The organism is Pseudomonas sp. WS 5079 (genome assembly GCF_012985465.1).
GTDB lineage: Bacteria > Pseudomonadota > Gammaproteobacteria > Pseudomonadales > Pseudomonadaceae > Aquipseudomonas.
In genome coordinates this window covers 219,802-237,898 of the sequence record NZ_JAAQWN010000003.1, presented here as the reverse complement: position 1 = coordinate 237,898, position 18,097 = coordinate 219,802, and the positions used below count along the sequence as shown (strand labels likewise).

Below are 18,097 nucleotides of genomic sequence, written 5' to 3'. Positions count from 1 at the left end.
GAGAATGGGGGGGCTAAAAACCCGCGCAGTTTAGCGCGAGTCGGGGCGCATTTCCTCCTATCAGACGAGATAAGCCTGACAGAGTTCATGTAGGCCCCGGCTCAGGGCCTGGCCGGCGGCTTGCGCAGCAGACTGTAGGCCATCGCCCCAAGTGCCGCGACGCCCAGTAACAGCACGGCCCACAGGCCGATTGTCTTCCAGTGGGTACCTGCGGCATTTGGCGCAGGCGGTGTACTGGCGCGCCACGCGCCATCGACCCGGGCCTGGCCCAGATTCGCGAGGCGCTGCGGGGTGTAGCCGGGAATCAAGGTGGTCAGTGCCAGGTTCGCGGCCTTGGCCGACGGGTTGCCCAGCGCCAGGGTAAATGGTGGTTCGCCCCGCGCCAGGAACACCACTTGCGTGGCCCGCACGGCAAAACTCAACGCCGGCGCCTGCGCCCCCAGGCCACCGCCCCGTTCGTCCACCTCCAGCTTGAGCTGCCGCACCGGATAGCCCGGCAGTTGCAGTTGATCCTGGGTGACTTCTTGCCCGCCTTGCGCCAAGCGATAGAGCAAACCACGGCTCAACGGCTGCCATGCCTGCTTGCTGTCCTGACGCCCTTGCAGCCCCACCGGCGCCAGGCTGTTGGGCTGGCGCAACTCAACGCGCACCCGCTCGATATTCAACACCCCAGGCAGCTGCCAGCTGTACTGCCCAGGCTCAAGGGTGCTGCCGGCCAAAGGCTCGGACCACACCAGCGACAGCGGCAGGCTGCTGGTGCTCTGCACTTCAATGGAGGTCAACTCGGGCGCGGCCTGGCCTTGCCATAGCAGGCGCAGGTAGCGCGCCGACTGCCCTGGCAAGGCGACTTCACGCTGCTCCACCCGATCCTCGGCAAATGCCAGGCGCGCCACCTGCCCGTCGCCCCAGGAGCGCCACTGCTGCAAATCGTCACTGGCTTCGATGCTGAAACGCTGGAAACCCTCGTGCTCGGCGGGCCAGTCGAGGATCAGCTTTTGCAACGGCGCCTTGACTGCACTGGCATCAAGCAGCCAGCCGCGTCGCACCTGCGCACCGGTCGGCACCTCGCTGGACGGCTGCACCTGCACCAGGGTGCCCGTGGCGCTGGATTGCACGCGCACGCTGGGCACACTGTCGCTGGCATTATCGGTGGCATACAGCGGGAAGCCCTTCAGCCGGGCCAGGTTGTTTGCGCTTGCGGCCGACTGCCGCACTAATGCATATGCCTGGGGTTCGCCCGCCGCGTTGAACACCCGCAGGTCACCGAGATCCGCCTGGCTGGCGCTCAATTGCACCGCCAGCGGCAACTCCAGGCGATACCAGGGGCCGTCGCCGCTGACGGTCAGCGGCACTTGGGTGGTGAAGTCGGCGAGGCCTTCTGCGGCCGACGCCGATAACGCGGCGCACAGGCCCACCAGTGCAATACTCAGTTTGCCGATCAAGAGGACGCTCCTTGGGTTTGAACCTCGGGTTCACTGCGCTTGGGCGGCAGCGGAGCAAAATAGCCCACCACCAGCAACAGCCCGCCCACGCCGATAAACGACACGATCCGCTCCAGCCCGCCACGGTTGCTCAGCTCCACGAGGAACAACTTGGCGACCACTACGCCGATCAGCACCGCGCCGACCAGCCACACTTCCCGGCGATTGCGCAGGTGCCCGCCGATCATCAAGCCCAAGGCAATCAGGGTCCAGACAATCGACAGGCCGGCCTGGACCAACATTGAGTCGAGCAATGCATCCAGATAAAACGGCACGCCGCCCCAATGGTGCGCCGCGCGCATCACCAATGCGGTGAAAAAGGCGAACAGCGAGACCCCGGCAACGCCCTGGGCAATCCACGGGGTGCGGCTGCCCAGTTGTGGCGCCGCGCTGCGCGCCCACAGGTACACGCCCAACAGCGCAAACAGCAGGCCCAGGTCCAAGGGGTTGAGCAACGGCACATAGGGCAATGGCCTGGCCGTGCCGTCGCTGAAAATATTGGCCAGCCAGAACCACACCAGCATCAGCGCGGCCAGCGGCAGCGCGGCCAGCAGGCGGTATTCACGCGCATAAGCAGATATCGGCCATGGCCACTGGCGCGGCGTAGCGACGGCTATCAGGTACAGGCTGGGGAAAATCGCCCAGCCCAGCCAGCGCCAGGCGTTGTAGTGCACCGAAAGCACCAACAGGCCATAGCGCAGCTCCAGGGCGAGCATGCCGATCAGCATCCAGCAGCCCAGCACATGGGCGACGCTCAGGGCCTTTGCCGCCGCCAGGTCGGCCAAATAACGCAGCGCGATGAAATGCACGGCGAACACCGCCAGCCAGGCCAACCAGCCCAATTCGGCCGCCGGGTGGTAATAGCGATGCAACGACACCAGCACCACCAGCGCCGCCGCTGGCATCAGCAACAGGCAGAGGGCACCCAGCGCGGCCCAGCGCAGGCGCAACGCCAGCAACATCCACAACGCCGCGCTGGCCGCAGCCGCCGCCAACAGGAACGTGGCTTGCAACTCTGGCGGGGTGAAGCGCAGCACTTCATGGTTCAGCGCCAATACCCACCACGCCGCGCCCCAGGCCAGCAGGCCGTTGGAAAGATGGGGCAACTTGAGCCGTCGATCACTGCCCTGCAAGCGCCAGGCGCCGACAAATGCGGCCAACCCCACCAGCATCGGCGCCCAGAAACCGATATGCCGAAACGCCGGCAGTTCTTCGCCGCCCCATGACGTGAGCATGAGCAACGCCCCCGCCAGCACTTGCACGCCAAGCGCGCAGAACAGGAAGGTGCGCGAAGCGATATGCCAGCCGACAAACACCGTTACCAGCCCGGCCAGCGCCCAACTGATCGCGGTGCCCTGCTCGGCCACCAGCAACGGCGCCAGCAGGTACACAAAGCCCAGGCCAAGGCCGGCCAGGACCGGCAAGCCCCGGCGCTCCCACGTCGTGGTCTGCGCCAGCGCGGCCGTGCGCAGTTGCTGGAAGCTGAACAGCAACGCCACGCCGAGCAACAACGCGCCCAGCGCCGCGCCGTCCAGCAGCGTGTGTTCGCCCACGTCCAGCTCACTGAGAAAGGCCAGCGCCGAGCCCAGTTGCAACAGCAAGCCGAACCCGCGCGCCAACGCTCGCTGCTGACGCAGGCCAAGCCACAGGATGCCAGCGCCTTCCACCGCCCAGGCTGCGGCGGTCCAGCGCGCGTCCAGGCCCAGGGGGATCGCCAGGCTGGCGAAGATCACGCCCAGGGCCAGGCAGGTTTCTGCCAGCAACACGGTGCGCCCACCGCTGAGCACACGCGCCAGGACCATATAGATGATCCCCAACGCCAGCGCGCTGAATGCCGGAGCGAAGGCCAGGTGTTGCACCAAGGTGAACTGCAAACCAAACGCCACCAGCGGCGGGCCGAACAACAGGCCGCCATCCACATAATCACCCTTGGCCGCCGACCAGCGCAGCAGCGCGCCACGGCTGTCATCGGCCGGGGCGTCGGGGGTTTCCAGGAGTTTGCGCCGCGCAAACAGTAGGCCGATGGCCAGGTACATGAGGAAAAACAAGATCAGGAACGGCTCGGTACTCCACAGCAGTTCCGGGGTGTAGGAACGAATCCCCCAGGCGAAGCCAATGCCGAAGGTGCCGGCAAAGCCAATCACATTGAGCAGGCGCCAGGCCTTGAACCAGGCGATGGCGAGGATCCCGGCGTTGAGCAGGGCGAAGTAACTGAACAGCGCCACATGGCTGCCTTCGCCAGTGGACGCCAGGATCGGCGCGGCAAACCCGCCGAGGGCTGCGGCGCAGGCCAGGCCGATGGCGTCCTGGGTAATCGCCAGGATCGCCGAAAACACCGTCACCGCCACCAGCAGGCCCAGCGCCGCACCCGGATCGAGCAGCGGGTGCAGGCGCATGGCGGCGAACACCGTCAGGTACAACACGGCAATGCCCGTGCCTTGCAGGATCAGCGCGTAACTGCCCCGGCGCAGGCGCAGCCACCAACCCAGGCCCAGCAAGCCCAGGGCGCAGGCGGCGACACCGGCGTAGCGCATCTCGATCGGCACCACCAGGCCTTCGGTGGCATAACGCAGCAAAAATGCCAGGCCCAAGAACAGCAACACCACGCCGACCCGCAGCACGGTATTGCCGCCCAGCAGCCAGTTGCGCGCGGCGCCGATGGCACGTTCGATCAGGTTGGGGCTACGGGGGATTTCGGGTTCAGCTTCGCGGGCAACGGCGGCCGGTTTCCACAGGTCGTCCGGCAGCGGCGGGCTCGGCTCGGGAGCAGGGGTGGATTGCAGTTCGGCGGGCAGCTCCCAGACCAGCTCTGGGGCGGGCGCGGGTTCGGCCCTGGACGGTTCAACCTGAGGCGGCTTTTCCAGCAGCGCGAGGCGTTGTTCCAGCGCCTTTACGGCACTGCCCAGGTTCGACAGGCGAATGGCCTGGCCAACCCCCAAACCCAGTAGTGCACCGAAGCCTGCATCACTAAACGATTCATCCAGCGCCCAGCCGAGCACCAGGCCAATGAGCATGAACATCCATTGCATGGTCCAAATCCCTAAGCAAACCGAGGCCCAGTATATAGACGCATAACCAATGTGGGAGCGGGCTTGCTCGCGATAGCGCTGCATCAGTCACCTATTTGCTAACTGACGCAGCGCTATCGCGAGCAAGCCCGCTCCCACATTTTGCTCCTGCGGCGTTTAGTCCAGGGCTTTCCAGATTTCGGTCGCATACTCGCGGATGGTACGGTCCGACGAGAACCACCCGGTACGCGCGGTGTTGAGCACCGCTGAACGCCACCATTCCTTGGAGTCATGCCAATGGGCTTCGACCCGCGCCTGGGCGTCCCAATAGGCGTCAAAATCGGCACACACCAGGAAGCGATCGTAGGCGATCAACGAGTCGATCAACCCCACATAGCGCCCCGGATCGTCCGGCGAGAACACCCCGCCACGAATCGCCTGCAGCACGTCGTTCAAGCGATGGGAGGCCGCGATATCCGGGCCGGCATTGAATTCACCCGCCTGTTTGCGCGCTTCGACCTGCTCGGCGCTGAGGCCGAAGATAAACATGTGCTCGCCGCCGATGCGCTCGTGCATCTCGACATTGGCGCCATCCATGGTGCCGATGGTCAGCGCGCCATTGAGGCCGAACTTCATGTTGCTGGTGCCCGAGGCCTCGAACCCGGCGGTGGAGATCTGCTCTGACAGGTCCGCCGCCGGAATGATGTTTTCCGCCAGGCTGACGTTGTAGTTGGGCAGGAACACCACCTTGAGCAGGCCGCGCACGGTCGGGTCGTTATTGACCGTACGCGCGATGTCGTTGGTCAGCTTGATGATCAGCTTGGCCTGGTGATAACTGGCCGCTGCCTTGCCGGCGAAGATTTTCACCCGCGGCACCCAATCCACTTCGGGCTCGGCACGAATCGCCTGGTACAAGGCGACGGTGTGCAGCAGGTTCAGCAACTGGCGCTTGTACTCGTGGATGCGCTTGACCTGCACATCGAACATCGCCGCCGGGTTGACCGAGATCCCCAGGCGCTCATGGATGATATCGGCCAGTACGCGCTTGCTGTGCAGGCGCTGCTCGGCGAAGGCCTTGCGGAACGCCTGCTTCTCGGCAAAGGTTTCCAGCTCCACCAGGCGCTGTTCCATGTTGTCGAGAATGTCCGGGCCCAGGGCTTCTACCAGCATCGCGGTGAGCTTGGGGTTGGCCTGGAATAGCCAGCGGCGGAAGGTGATGCCGTTGGTCTTGTTGTTGATACGGTCGGGGTAGAGCTTGTGCAGTTCGGAAAACACCGTGCTGCGCATCAACTGGGTGTGCAGCCCGGACACGCCGTTGACGCTGTGGGAGCCAAGGAACGCCAGGTTGCCCATGCGCACGCGGCGACCGTTGTCTTCTTCGATCAGCGACACTGCGCGCAGCACGTCGAAATCGTGGATGCCCTTGGCCCGCAGCGAATCGATGTGCTGGGCGTTGATCAGGTAGATGATCTGCATATGCCGGGGCAGCATGCGTTCCATCAGGCCTACGGGCCAGGTTTCCAGAGCCTCGGGAAGCAGCGTGTGGTTGGTGTAGGAAAGCGTCTCCACCGTAACCTGCCAGGCCGCATCCCAGGCGATGTCGTGCAGGTCGACCAATTGGCGCATCAACTCGGCCACGGCGATGGACGGGTGGGTGTCGTTGAGCTGGATGGCCGCGTGTTCGCCCAGGCTCAGCACCGAGCCGTGCATGTTTTTGTGGCGCCGCAGCAGGTCTTGCAGGGAAGCCGAGACGAAGAAGTATTCCTGGCGCAGGCGCAATTCCTGCCCTGCTTCGGTGCTGTCGGCCGGGTAAAGCACCCTGGAGATGCTTTCGGCACGGGCCACTTCGGCAACGGCGCCCAAATGGTCACCGGCGTTGAAGCGCTCCAGGTGCAGGTCTTCGACAGCTCGCGCACGCCACAGGCGCAAGGTGTTCACACTGGCACCGCGCCAGCCGACTACCGGGGTGTCGTAGGCCACCGCGCGCACGGTTTCATTGGGCGACCAGACCTGTATCGACTTGCCGGACGCATCCAGCACGGTCTCGACGCTGCCGCCGAAGCCGATCGGGTAGATCACTTCGGCGCGCTCGAACTCCCAGGGGTTGCCGAAATCCAGCCAGCGCTCGGTCTGCTCCTGCTGCCAGCCATCGACAATCGCTTGGCGAAACAGCCCGTGCTCATAACGAATGCCATAGCCATGGCCGGCAATGCCCAGGGTCGACATGCTTTCCATAAAGCACGCGGCCAGGCGGCCCAGGCCACCGTTGCCCAGGGCCGCATCGGGCTCCAGCAGGCGGATGCGCTCCAGGTCCACACCCAGCTCGCCGAGGGCTTCGCGCGCCACCTCCAGCAGGCCGAGGTTGCTCAGGCTGTCAAACAGCAAACGGCCGATCAAGAACTCCAGGGACAGGTAATACACCCGCTTCTGCCCACGCCGGTAGATGTGCCGGGTGTGGTCCATCCAGTGGTCGACCATGTGGTCGCGCGCCGCCAGGGCAATGGCTTCGAACCAGTCATGGTCGAAGGCGTGATCGGGATCCTTGCCCACCGCATAAGTGAGTTTGGTCAAGACAGCATCGCGAAACGCGGCTACCTCTGCTTCTCGTACAAGCGGTTCCTGAGACATCGGTGCGACCTCGGGCGAGATAGAAGAAGGGAAATCCTAGAGCCTAGACGGTCTGACCCATGGCATGGCTGACGGTTCGGCAGTTTTTTCACTCATTCACGCATGCAGGTTTTAGATGCAGGGGCCGTGCCCGTTTACGTCACCAAGCAGCCTTTGAGCCGAAACCCGCAAAATATTGTTCAAAAAATCACCAATCCCGGTATGATCGCGCGCCCGGACAAAGCCCCTCTTGGAAACCTGATGAAGCCTCAACTGATCGCCGCCGCGGAACTCGACCGTCTCGAAACGTGGCAGAAATACTCCAGCCACATGTGCGGCGGCTGCACGTCCAACTGCTGCACCCTGCCGGTTGAGGTGAAGATCAAGGATTTGATCCGTATTGGCATCGTCGATGAATTCGAGCGTGGCGACCCGCCAAAGAACATCGCCAAGCGCTTGCAGAAGGAAGGCATCGTCGAGCGCTTCAACTCCAAGTCCGAGATCTTTACCCTGCAGCGCATGAGCAACAACGATTGCCTGTACCTGGATCGTAAGACGCGCTTCTGCACTATTTATGACAAGCGCCCGGATACCTGCCGCAATCACCCCAAGATCGGGCCGCGCCCAGGGTATTGCGCGTACAAGCCCAAGGAAGTGGTGCGCGAGACCAAGTTGCGCACGCTCGACAAGTTCTAAATGTTGGTTACCTGACAGATCGCCATCGCAGGCAAGCCAGCTCCCACAGTTGATCGCGTTCATCCTCAATAAACTCGGTCAATGTGGGAGCCGGGCTTGCCCGCGATGAGGCCAGGCCAGACACCACACAATCTGCAGGCATAAAAAAACGCCCCCGGCCAACAGGCCGGGGGCGTTTTTATTCAGCTGGAACTAAGTATCAGTTCTTAGCCTTTTTGGCAGCGCGGGTACGCTCGCCTTCGTCCAGGATCTTCTTGCGAAGACGGATGGACTTAGGCGTCACTTCGCACAGCTCGTCGTCCTGGATGAATTCCAGGGCCTGTTCCAGGGTGAAGCGAACAGGTGGAACCAGGGCGATGGTTTCGTCTTTACCCGAAGCACGCATGTTGTCGAGCTTCTTGCCTTTGGTTGGGTTGACGCCCATGTCGTTGTCACGGCTGTTCAAGCCAACGATCTGACCGTTGTAGATCTCTTGACCGTGTTCAACGAACAGCTTGCCACGCGCCTGGAGAGTTTCCAGGGAGTAGGTCAGCGCCTTGCCGGTTTCTACCGATACCAGAACACCGTTCTGACGGCCGGACATGTCGCCGGACTTCATGGTGTCGTAGCGATCGAAGATCGAGGTCAGGATGCCAGCACCGTTGGTCAGGGTCAGGAACTGGTTACGGAAACCGATCAGACCACGAGCAGGGATGTTGTATTCCAGACGCACACGGCCTTTGCCATCCGGCACCATGTTGGTCAGGTCGCCTTTACGCAGGCCCATCTCTTCCATGACCTTGCCCTGGGATTCTTCAGGGGTGTCGATGGTGACGTTTTCGAACGGTTCCTGCTTCACGCCGTCAACGGTACGGATGATCACTTCCGGACGACCAACGCCCATTTCGAAGCCTTCGCGACGCATGGTTTCGATCAGTACCGAGAGGTGCAGCTCACCACGGCCGGAAACCTTGAACTTGTCAGCCGAGTCGCCTTCTTCAACGCGCAGTGCAACGTTGTACAGCAGCTCTTTGTCCAGACGTTCCTTGATGTTACGGGAAGTCACGAACTTGCCTTCTTTACCGCAGAAAGGCGAGTCGTTTACCTGGAAGGTCATGGAAACGGTTGGCTCGTCGACGGTCAGAGGCTTCATCGCCTCGACAGTGTCCGGCTGGCACAGGGTGTCGGAGATGAACAGCGAGTCCATACCGCTCACGCACACGATGTCGCCGGCGAAAGCTTCTTCAACGTCGATGCGGTGCAGGCCGTGGTGACCCATCAGCTTGAGGATACGACCGTTGCGCTTCTTGCCGTCGGCGCCGATAGCCACAACCGGGGTGTTCGGCTTGACGCTACCGCGAGCGATACGGCCAACACCGATAACACCCAGGAAGCTGTTGTAGTCCAGTGCCGAGATTTGCATCTGGAACGGGCCTTCACGGTCAACCTTCGGCGGTGGAACGTGGTCAACGATCGCCTGGTACAGCGGGGTCATGTCTTCCGCCATGGCGGTGTGTTCCAGACCGGCAATACCGTTCAGGGCAGAGGCGTAGATCACTTGGAAATCAAGTTGCTCTTCGGTAGCACCCAGGTTGTCAAACAGGTCGAAGATCTGGTCCAGAACCCAGTCCGGACGCGCGCCTGGACGGTCAACCTTGTTGATGCACACGATCGGACGCAGGCCGGCTTCGAAAGCCTTCTTGGTCACGAAACGGGTTTGCGGCATAGGGCCGTCTTGGGCATCAACCAGCAGCAGAACGGAGTCAACCATCGACATTACGCGTTCTACTTCGCCGCCGAAGTCGGCGTGGCCCGGGGTGTCCACGATGTTGATGTGGTAGCCGTTCCAGTTGATGGCGGTGTTTTTCGCCAGGATGGTAATACCGCGCTCTTTTTCCTGGTCGTTGGAGTCCATCACGCGCTCGTCGTTGAGCTCGTTGCGCTCCAGGGTGCCGGATTGACGCAGGAGTTTGTCTACCAGGGTGGTTTTACCATGGTCAACGTGGGCAATGATGGCGATGTTACGTAGATTTTCGATCACTTGTGTATCTCGATCAGAGGATTCGGTGTGCTGACAGGTCGTGGCAGCGATTAACAGTAGAGTCAGGCCTTGCCGTTACAGCTTGACGGCAGAGTCGGGGGGCCGGTGACGCAGGCCACAGGCAAACAGCCCCGGGCTCTTAGCTCGGTCGATAAACGCGCACATTGGCATGCCCCTCACTGAGCAAATGGTGGGCATGCAGGCGACTCATCACGCCTTTGTCGCAATACAGCAGGTACTGACGGCTGTTATCCAGTTCCTTGAAACGCGCGTTCAGTGCATAGAACGGCAGCGTTTGCACGTCGATGCCAGCGACTTCCAGCGGCTCGTCGCAAGCGGCATCCGGGTGACGGATGTCGATGACAATCTGGCCGGCCAGTGCTTCGCTGACTTCTTCGATCTGCACATCCTGGCCCAGTTCGTCGATTACCCGATCGATCGGCACCAGTTTGGCGTTCTCGAGCGCTCGCTCCAGAATCGCCATGTCGAATTCTTTCTCTTCATGCTCCACGCGGTAGCGCTTGGCATGGGTCTTGGGGTTCACCGAAATGACCCCGCAATACTCTGGCATGTGCTTGGCGAAATCAGCGGTGCCGATTTCGTTGGCCAGGTCGATGATGTCTTGCTTGTGGCTGGCGATCAGCGGGCGCAATACCAACTTGTCGGTCACGCAGTCGATCACAGACAGGTTCGGCAGGGTCTGGCTGGAGACCTGGGAAATCGCCTCGCCGGTGACCAGCGCTTCGATTTGCAGGCGGTCGGCGATTTTCGACGCTGCGCGCAACATCATACGCTTCAATACGACGCCCATATGACCGTTATCGACTTTTCCGAGAATTTCTCCCAGGACTTCCTCGAACGGCACGCTGACAAACAGCACGCGCTGGGAGCTGCCGTACTTCTTCCAGATATAGTGCGCGACTTCCATCACGCCCAATTCGTGTGCACGCCCGCCCAGGTTAAAGAAGCAGAAGTGGCTCATCAGGCCGCGGCGCATGATCTGGTAGGCCGCCACGGTGGAGTCGAAACCGCCGGACATCAGCACCAGGGTCTGCTCCAGCGCGCCCAGCGGGTAGCCGCCGATGCTGTTGTGCTGGCTGTGGATCACAAACAACCGTTGGTCGCGAATTTCGATGCGCACTTCGATTTGCGGCTCTTTCAGCGAGATTCCAGCCGCGCCGCACTCACGACGCAGCTTGCTGCCGACGTATTTCTCGACGTCCATGGAGCTGAACGGGTGCTTGCCCGCACGCTTGCAACGCACCGAAAAAATCTTGCCCACAAGGCTGTCGCCAAAGTGCAGTTTGCATTTTTCAGTGATGTCGTCGAAGTCGCCCAGCGGGTACTCGTCAACCTGCAGGAAATGCGCGATGCCCGGCATGCAGCTCAGGCGCTCGGTCATATCTTTCAAGGCTTTAGGGTCGCTGACGCGGGTTTCCAGCTCGAGATTGTCCCACACACCGTTCACCACCACGGCCGGGTCCAGGTCACGGAGCACAGCGCGGATGTTCTTGGCCAATTGACGGATGAAACGCATCCGTACCGGTCGGCTCTTGATGGTGATCTCGGGGAAGACTTTAACGATTAATTTCATGGAAACAGCGCGCGCAGGGCCAGCCGAAAAAGGGGGGCGCGGATTATAGCGGAAATCGCTCAAGGTTTAACCAGTTAATATACAAACGGCATGCAGCGCACCAAAGAGGTGCATTTAAGACTGATTGCGCTACATTGCAGTGCGCGAATTTTGCCGTTTTGACGATTTGCACCTTTATAGGAGCCATTTTGAGGCAAAAAACCCATGTCGGGGCACTGGCATGCAATTTGCTCTCTTGTGAGGCAGGTTGCCATGGCGGACTATCCGCGCCGGCATCACCCACATTCTAAGGGCTACTCCACTACCCAAGCCCGAAGCCACCCGGAGGACACTATGTCGAAGTCGGTTCAACTCATCAAAGATCATGACGTTAAATGGATTGATCTGCGCTTCACGGACACCAAAGGCACTCAGCACCACGTGACCATGCCGGCTCGCGACGCGCTGGATGACGCCTTCTTCGAAGAAGGCAAAATGTTCGACGGCTCCTCCATCGCTGGCTGGAAAGGCATCGAAGCCTCCGACATGATCCTGATGCCGGACGATTCCACCGCCGTACTCGACCCGTTCACCGAAGAGCCGACGCTGATCATCGTCTGCGACGTGATCGAGCCTTCGACCATGCAGGGCTACGACCGCGACCCACGTGCGATCGCCAAGCGTGCCGAGGAATACCTCAAGTCCACCGGTATCGGTGACACCGTATTCGTGGGCCCGGAGCCTGAGTTCTTCATCTTTGACCAAGTGAAGTTCAAGTCCGACATCTCCGGCTCCATGTTCAAAATCTTCTCCGACCAAGGTTCGTGGATGTCCGACCAGGACGTGGAAGGCGGCAACCATGGCCACCGACCAGGCGTCAAAGGCGGCTACTTCCCGGTTCCACCGTTCGACCACGACCACGAAATCCGTACCTCCATGTGCAACGCCATGGAAGACATGGGCCTGGTCATCGAAGTTCACCACCACGAAGTGGCGACTGCCGGCCAGAACGAAATCGGTGTGAAGTTCAACACCCTGGTGGCCAAGGCTGACGAAGTACAGACTCTCAAGTACTGCGTACACAACGTGGCTGTGGCCTACGGCCGTACCGCTACCTTCATGCCTAAGCCTCTGTACGGCGATAACGGTTCGGGTATGCACGTTCACCTGTCCATCGCCAAAGATGGCAAGAACACCTTCGCTGGCGAAGGTTATGCCGGCCTGTCCGACACTGCCCTGTACTTCATCGGCGGTATCATCAAGCACGGTAAGGCCCTGAACGGCTTCACCAACCCGTCGACCAACTCCTACAAGCGTCTGGTCCCAGGTTTCGAAGCGCCAGTGATGCTGGCCTACTCGGCGCGCAACCGTTCCGCTTCGATCCGTATTCCTTACGTGTCCAGCCCTCGCGCTCGCCGTATCGAAGCACGTTTCCCGGATCCAGCAGCCAACCCGTACCTGGGCTTCGCTGCCCTGCTGATGGCTGGCCTGGACGGCATCCAGAACAAGATCCACCCAGGCGACGCCGCCGACAAGAACTTGTACGACCTGCCGCCTGAAGAGGCCAAAGAGATCCCACAAGTGTGCGGCAGCCTGAAAGAAGCCCTGGAAGAGCTGGACAAGGGCCGTGCGTTCCTGACCAAAGGCGGCGTGTTCAGCGACGACTTTATCGATGCCTACATCGCCCTGAAAAGCGAAGAAGAAATCAAGGTCCGCACCTTCGTACACCCACTGGAATACGAGCTGTACTACAGCTGCTGATCCGGTAGCGCCGCTTAGTGGCGTGACAAAAAGGCCTCCTTCGGGAGGTCTTTTTTTTGCCTGAAACAATGACTATCCACCTTTGCAAACCCCATCAAAACTGTAGGAGCTGGCTTGCCTGCGATGGCGGTGTATCTGTCGCATCACGACTGACTGAGCCACCGCTATCGCAGGCAAGCCAGCTCCTACAGTTTGATGGGGTGCTTCCAGGAAATATTTGATCGCTGAACAGAATGTGGGGATTCGCACTATATTGGTGCGATAGGTTGCACCCATGCCCACGGACCAGCCCATTTTGGGTCGAAATCTCCCGAGCAGGCTGGCAGAGCGCCATAGTTTCGCGCCTCAAGCCCCCATTTCAGGGCTTTTACGCTTCTTTTCGGAGCCTTGGTTTGGTTTTTGCATTTTCCTGGTATCAGCGTGAGCCTCAAGCCCACGCCTTGCTCCAAAAGAGGTCCTAATGACCATCAGCGACGCACTGCACCGCTTGCTACTCGACAACCTGACCACCGCGACCATCCTGCTCAATGACGAACTGCGCCTTGAGTACATGAACCCCGCGGCGGAGATGCTCCTGGCCATCAGCGGCCAGCGCAGCCATGGGCAATTTATCAGCGAGCTGTTCACCGAGTCCGCCGAGGCCTTGAGTTCCTTGCGCCAGGCCGTGGAGCAGGCCCACCCGTTCACCAAGCGTGAAGCGATGCTCACGGCCCTCACCGGCCAGACCCTGACCGTCGACTACGCGGTAACACCGATCCTGAGCCACGGCGCCACCTTGCTGCTGCTGGAGGTGCATCCCCGTGATCGCCTGCTGCGCATCACCAAGGAAGAGGCCCAGCTGTCCAAACAGGAAACCAGCAAGATGCTGGTGCGTGGCCTGGCCCATGAGATCAAGAACCCGCTGGGCGGGATTCGCGGCGCCGCGCAGCTGCTGGCCCGCGAGTTGCCGGATGAAAACCTCAAGGACTACACCAACGTCATCATCGAAGAGGCGGACCGCCTGCGCAACCTGGTGGACCGCATGCTCGGCTCCAACAAGCTGCCGTCGCTGGCGATGACCAATGTGCATGAAGTGCTGGAGCGCGTCTGCCAATTGGTGGAGGCCGAAAGCCAGGGCTGCATCACCCTGGTGCGCGACTACGACCCGAGCATTCCCGACGTGTTGATCGACCGCGAGCAGATGATCCAGGCGGTGCTCAATATCGTACGTAACGCCATGCAGGCCATCAGCAGCCAGAACGAGCTGCGCCTGGGCCGCATCAGCCTGCGCACCCGCGCCTTGCGCCAGTTCACCATCGGCCATGTGCGCCATCGCCTGGTGACCAAGGTCGAGATCATCGACAACGGCCCGGGCATCCCGGCCGAACTGCAAGAAACCATTTTCTTCCCAATGGTCAGCGGTCGCCCGGACGGTACCGGGCTGGGCCTGGCCATTACCCAGAACATCATCAGCCAGCACCAGGGCCTGATCGAATGTGAAAGCCATCCCGGCCACACGACCTTTTCGATCTTTCTGCCACTGGAACAAGGAGCCCCATCGACATGAGCCGTAGTGAAACTGTCTGGATCGTCGATGACGACCGTTCCATCCGCTGGGTCCTGGAGAAAGCCTTGCAACAGGAAGGCATGACCACCCAAAGCTTCGACAGCGCCGATGGGGTGATGAGCCGCCTGGCGCGCCAGCAGCCCGACGTGATCATCTCTGATATCCGCATGCCCGGCGCCAGCGGCCTGGACTTGCTGGCGCGGATCCGCGAGCAGCACCCGCGCTTGCCGGTGATTATCATGACCGCGCACTCGGACCTGGACAGCGCTGTCGCGTCGTATCAGGGCGGCGCCTTCGAGTACCTGCCCAAGCCGTTCGACGTTGATGAGGCGGTGGCGCTGGTCAAGCGCGCCAACCAGCACGCCCAGGAACAGCAAGGCCAGGCCGTGGAACCGACCCTGACCCGCACCCCGGAAATCATCGGTGAAGCACCGGCGATGCAGGAAGTGTTTCGCGCCATCGGGCGCCTGAGCCACTCCAACATCACCGTGCTGATCAACGGTGAGTCCGGGACCGGTAAAGAGCTGGTGGCCCATGCCCTGCACCGTCACAGCCCGCGGGCGGCCTCGCCGTTCATCGCGTTGAACATGGCGGCGATCCCCAAGGACTTGATGGAATCCGAGCTGTTCGGCCATGAAAAAGGCGCGTTCACCGGCGCGGCCAACCTGCGTCGCGGGCGTTTTGAACAGGCGGACGGCGGCACGCTGTTTCTCGATGAAATCGGCGATATGCCCGCCGACACCCAGACTCGGCTGCTGCGAGTGTTGGCCGATGGGGAGTTCTATCGTGTCGGCGGTCATACGCCGGTCAAGGTCGACGTACGGATCATCGCCGCGACCCACCAGAACCTGGAAACCCTGGTGCACGCTGGCAAGTTTCGCGAGGATTTGTTCCACCGCCTGAATGTGATCCGCATCCACATCCCGCGCATGTCGGACCGTCGCGAAGATATCCCGACCCTGGCCCGCCACTTCCTCAGCCGCGCCGCCCAGGAGCTGGCGGTAGAGCCCAAGCTGCTGAAGACGGAAACCGAGGAGTACCTGAAGAACCTGCCGTGGCCGGGCAACGTGCGCCAGCTGGAGAACACCTGCCGCTGGATCACGGTGATGGCGTCCGGGCGCGAGGTGCATATCAGCGACCTGCCGCCGGAGTTGTTGAACCTGCCGCAGGATTCGGCGCCGGTGACCAACTGGGAACAGGCCCTGCGCCAGTGGGCCGACCAGGCCCTGGCCCGTGGCCAGTCGAGCCTGCTGGACAGCGCCGTGCCGACCTTTGAGCGGATCATGATCGAAACCGCCCTCAAGCACACCGCCGGCCGGCGTCGTGATGCCGCCGTGCTGCTGGGCTGGGGCCGCAACACCTTGACCCGCAAGATCAAGGAGTTGGGGATGAAGGTCGATGGTGGGGATGATGATGAGGGCGAAGAGGGCTGAGCACAGCTTTCCTTTGTAGGAGCTGGCTTGCCGGCGATGCATGCACCTCGGTTTTTCAGTGAGACCGCGGTGATGCTATCGCTGGCAAGCCAGCTCCTACATTGTTTTGTGCAATCGCAAAAAACCATGCACCGCTTCAACGCACCATGAACCGCTATCGCGCACGAACTCCAGGCCGCTTTCAAAAAACTCTGAACCCTGAAAACGCCAAAGCCCCGTAATCCGGGGCTTTGCGCCTTATAAAAGAATTTCCTCAGAAAAATTCGCCACTCTGGCACGCCCCCTGCAATAACCCTGGTACTACCCAGTTTCGGGGACCTTGGTACAGGCAGGCCGAGAATCCCCTCTTTAATTCGAGCGTCAAACCGTTTTGGGAGCCCTGGTACAGGCAGGCCGGGAACTCCCTCTTTTATTGCTCCAGGAGATGGATCTCCAGTCGCCAGCGGTCATCGACCGCCTTGCCCGACCATTCCCCGCGCAGCGGCCGTGCCGCCACCAGGTTCAACAGCAAGCCGCCATCGGTCTTGCGCACGCGCCAGTTCACATCCTTGTCACTGACCTTCAATTGCCCCGCCTGGGCCTGGCCCTGGGCGTCGAACAGCAGCGCCACGGTGCCGTCGATATGCTCGCCGTGCAGCTTCGGCTCGCTGTTGAACCACACCACCAGGCCATCGCTGCCAGGCTCTACCTGCAGCAAGGCGGTTGGGTCCGAGGTGGTCAGGCGACCGATCATCAAGCCCACCATCAACCCGACAATCGCCAGCGAACCCAGGACGCGGGGCAATAGCTGCGGCCTGGGGTCGTCTTCAGGGGTAGAATGCGCTGCATCTTTATCTTCGGAGCCGTGCATGTTTCACGTCATCCTTTTTCAACCAGAAATTCCGCCGAATACCGGCAACGTTATCAGGCTGTGCGCCAACAGTGGCTGCCACCTGCATTTGATCGAGCCGCTGGGCTTCGAGATGGACGACAAGCGCCTGCGCCGCGCGGGCCTGGACTATCACGAGTACGCCACCCTGCAGCGTCACGCCGACCTCGCCAGTTGCCTGGAGAGCCTGGGGCACCCGCGCCTGTTTGCGTTCACCACCAAGGGCTCGCGGCCGTTTCACGATGCCAGCTTTGCCGAGGGCGATGCCTTCCTGTTCGGCCCCGAAAGCCGTGGCCTGCCGGCAGACGTGCTCGACGCCCTGCCCGACGGCCAGCGCCTGCGCCTGCCGATGCGCGAGGGCTGCCGCAGCCTGAACCTGTCCAACACCGTGGCCGTCGCCGTCTACGAAGGCTGGCGCCAGCTCGGTTTCAAATAACCCGCCTAAACAAATGTGGGAGCGGGCGTGTGTGGGAGCCGGGCTTGCCCGCGATGCAGGCACCTCGGTGTGTCAGTCACACAGAGGTGATGCTATCGCTGGCAAGCCAGCTCCCACACACGCCCGCTCCCACATTTAGAGCGGCGTCGGGTTCAGCTTACTGAACCGTCGGTGCGCCTTCCTGTTGCATGCGCTGCAGCTCTTGCGCATACAGGGCATCGAAGTTCACCGGGGCCAGCATCAGGGCCGGGAACGAACCACGGGTAACCAGGCTGTCCAGGGTCTCGCGGGCATACGGGAACAGGATGTTCGGGCAGAACGCGCCCAGGGTGTGGCTCATGGACGCATCGTCCAGGCCCTGGATCAGGAAGATACCGGCCTGTTGCACTTCAGCGATGAATGCCACTTCTTCACCGTTCTTCACGGTGACCGACAGGGTCAGTACCACTTCGTGGAAGTCGCCTTCGAGCTGCTTCTGACGGGTGTTCAGATCCAGGCCGACGCTTGGGGTCCACTCCTGGCGGAAGATCGCCGGGCTTTTCGGCGCTTCGAACGACAGGTCACGCACGTAGATACGCTGCAGGGAAAATTGTGGGCCTTGAGCCTCTTCTGCTGCCGCTTCGATGTTCGGTTGGTCAGTCATCTCGCAGATCCTTCTTGATCTTGGG

At 61.4% G+C, this 18,097-nt stretch carries 12 protein-coding genes; 5 read left to right on the top strand and 7 right to left on the bottom strand.

Features of this window, described 5'->3' with window-relative positions; all coding sequences use genetic code 11:
* Window positions 1–101: 101 nt before the first annotated feature.
* The 3 genes from HBO05_RS09825 to HBO05_RS09815 all read right to left on the bottom strand — a co-directional run bounded on the left by HBO05_RS09825 (window position 102) and on the right by HBO05_RS09815 (window position 7,117).
* A complete protein-coding gene (locus HBO05_RS09825; RefSeq protein ID WP_172312678.1) occupies window positions 102–1,439 on the bottom strand; it encodes a DUF3999 domain-containing protein in 1,338 nt (445 codons plus the stop codon).
* Entirely contained in the window at window positions 1,439–4,510 is a 3,072-nt protein-coding gene (locus HBO05_RS09820) for a DUF2339 domain-containing protein (protein WP_172312496.1), read from the bottom strand. The genes HBO05_RS09825 and HBO05_RS09820 overlap by 1 nt, the downstream gene beginning before the upstream one ends.
* 156 nt (window positions 4,511–4,666) lie before the next feature.
* The gene (locus tag HBO05_RS09815; RefSeq protein ID WP_169955653.1) at window positions 4,667–7,117 is read right to left on the bottom strand and encodes a glycogen/starch/alpha-glucan phosphorylase; all 2,451 of its coding nucleotides are present in this window, start codon (window positions 7,115–7,117) and stop codon (window positions 4,667–4,669) included.
* Between the two features lie 240 nt (window positions 7,118–7,357).
* On the opposite strand from HBO05_RS09815, the gene HBO05_RS09810 reads away from it, so the two are divergent.
* On the top strand, window positions 7,358–7,792 hold the full coding sequence (locus HBO05_RS09810; RefSeq protein ID WP_032862271.1) for a YkgJ family cysteine cluster protein: 435 nt from the start codon (window positions 7,358–7,360) through the stop codon (window positions 7,790–7,792).
* A 199-nt stretch (window positions 7,793–7,991) separates the two neighbouring features.
* Here HBO05_RS09810 and typA read toward each other — a convergent pair whose 3' ends face one another.
* Together typA and thiI are read right to left on the bottom strand one after the other, a co-directional pair.
* Complete coding sequence (gene typA, locus HBO05_RS09805; RefSeq protein ID WP_053140412.1) at window positions 7,992–9,812, bottom strand: translational GTPase TypA; 1,821 nt, start codon at window positions 9,810–9,812, stop codon at window positions 7,992–7,994.
* Between the two features lie 139 nt (window positions 9,813–9,951).
* Window positions 9,952–11,406 (bottom strand): tRNA uracil 4-sulfurtransferase ThiI, encoded by a 1,455-nt coding sequence (thiI, locus tag HBO05_RS09800; protein WP_170042368.1) that lies wholly within the window; start codon window positions 11,404–11,406, stop codon window positions 9,952–9,954.
* A 333-nt stretch (window positions 11,407–11,739) separates the two neighbouring features.
* On the opposite strand from thiI, the gene glnA reads away from it, so the two are divergent.
* The 3 genes from glnA (at window position 11,740) to ntrC (ending at window position 16,125) form a co-directional block, all read left to right on the top strand.
* Entirely contained in the window at window positions 11,740–13,146 is a 1,407-nt protein-coding gene (gene glnA / locus HBO05_RS09795) for a glutamate--ammonia ligase (RefSeq protein WP_029295916.1), read from the top strand.
* A 460-nt stretch (window positions 13,147–13,606) separates the two neighbouring features.
* Window positions 13,607–14,692 (top strand): nitrogen regulation protein NR(II), encoded by a 1,086-nt coding sequence (gene glnL, locus HBO05_RS09790; RefSeq protein WP_003218001.1) that lies wholly within the window; start codon window positions 13,607–13,609, stop codon window positions 14,690–14,692.
* Entirely contained in the window at window positions 14,689–16,125 is a 1,437-nt protein-coding gene (gene ntrC / locus HBO05_RS09785) for a nitrogen regulation protein NR(I) (RefSeq protein ID WP_169955651.1), read from the top strand. Before glnL ends, ntrC begins: the two co-directional genes overlap by 4 nt.
* A 409-nt stretch (window positions 16,126–16,534) precedes the next feature.
* Here the strand turns inward: ntrC and HBO05_RS09780 are convergent, their stop codons facing one another.
* Window positions 16,535–16,975 (bottom strand): hypothetical protein, encoded by a 441-nt coding sequence (locus HBO05_RS09780; RefSeq protein WP_170058147.1) that lies wholly within the window; start codon window positions 16,973–16,975, stop codon window positions 16,535–16,537.
* Between HBO05_RS09780 and HBO05_RS09775 the strand changes: the two genes are divergently transcribed.
* A complete protein-coding gene (locus HBO05_RS09775) occupies window positions 16,974–17,429 on the top strand; it encodes a tRNA (cytidine(34)-2'-O)-methyltransferase (RefSeq protein ID WP_029295910.1) in 456 nt (151 codons plus the stop codon). The two genes, HBO05_RS09780 and HBO05_RS09775, sit on opposite strands and share 2 nt — an antisense overlap.
* 157 nt (window positions 17,430–17,586) lie before the next feature.
* Here HBO05_RS09775 and secB read toward each other — a convergent pair whose 3' ends face one another.
* On the bottom strand, window positions 17,587–18,072 hold the full coding sequence (gene secB, locus HBO05_RS09770; RefSeq protein WP_057437139.1) for a protein-export chaperone SecB: 486 nt from the start codon (window positions 18,070–18,072) through the stop codon (window positions 17,587–17,589).
* Window positions 18,073–18,097: the final 25 nt, after the last annotated feature.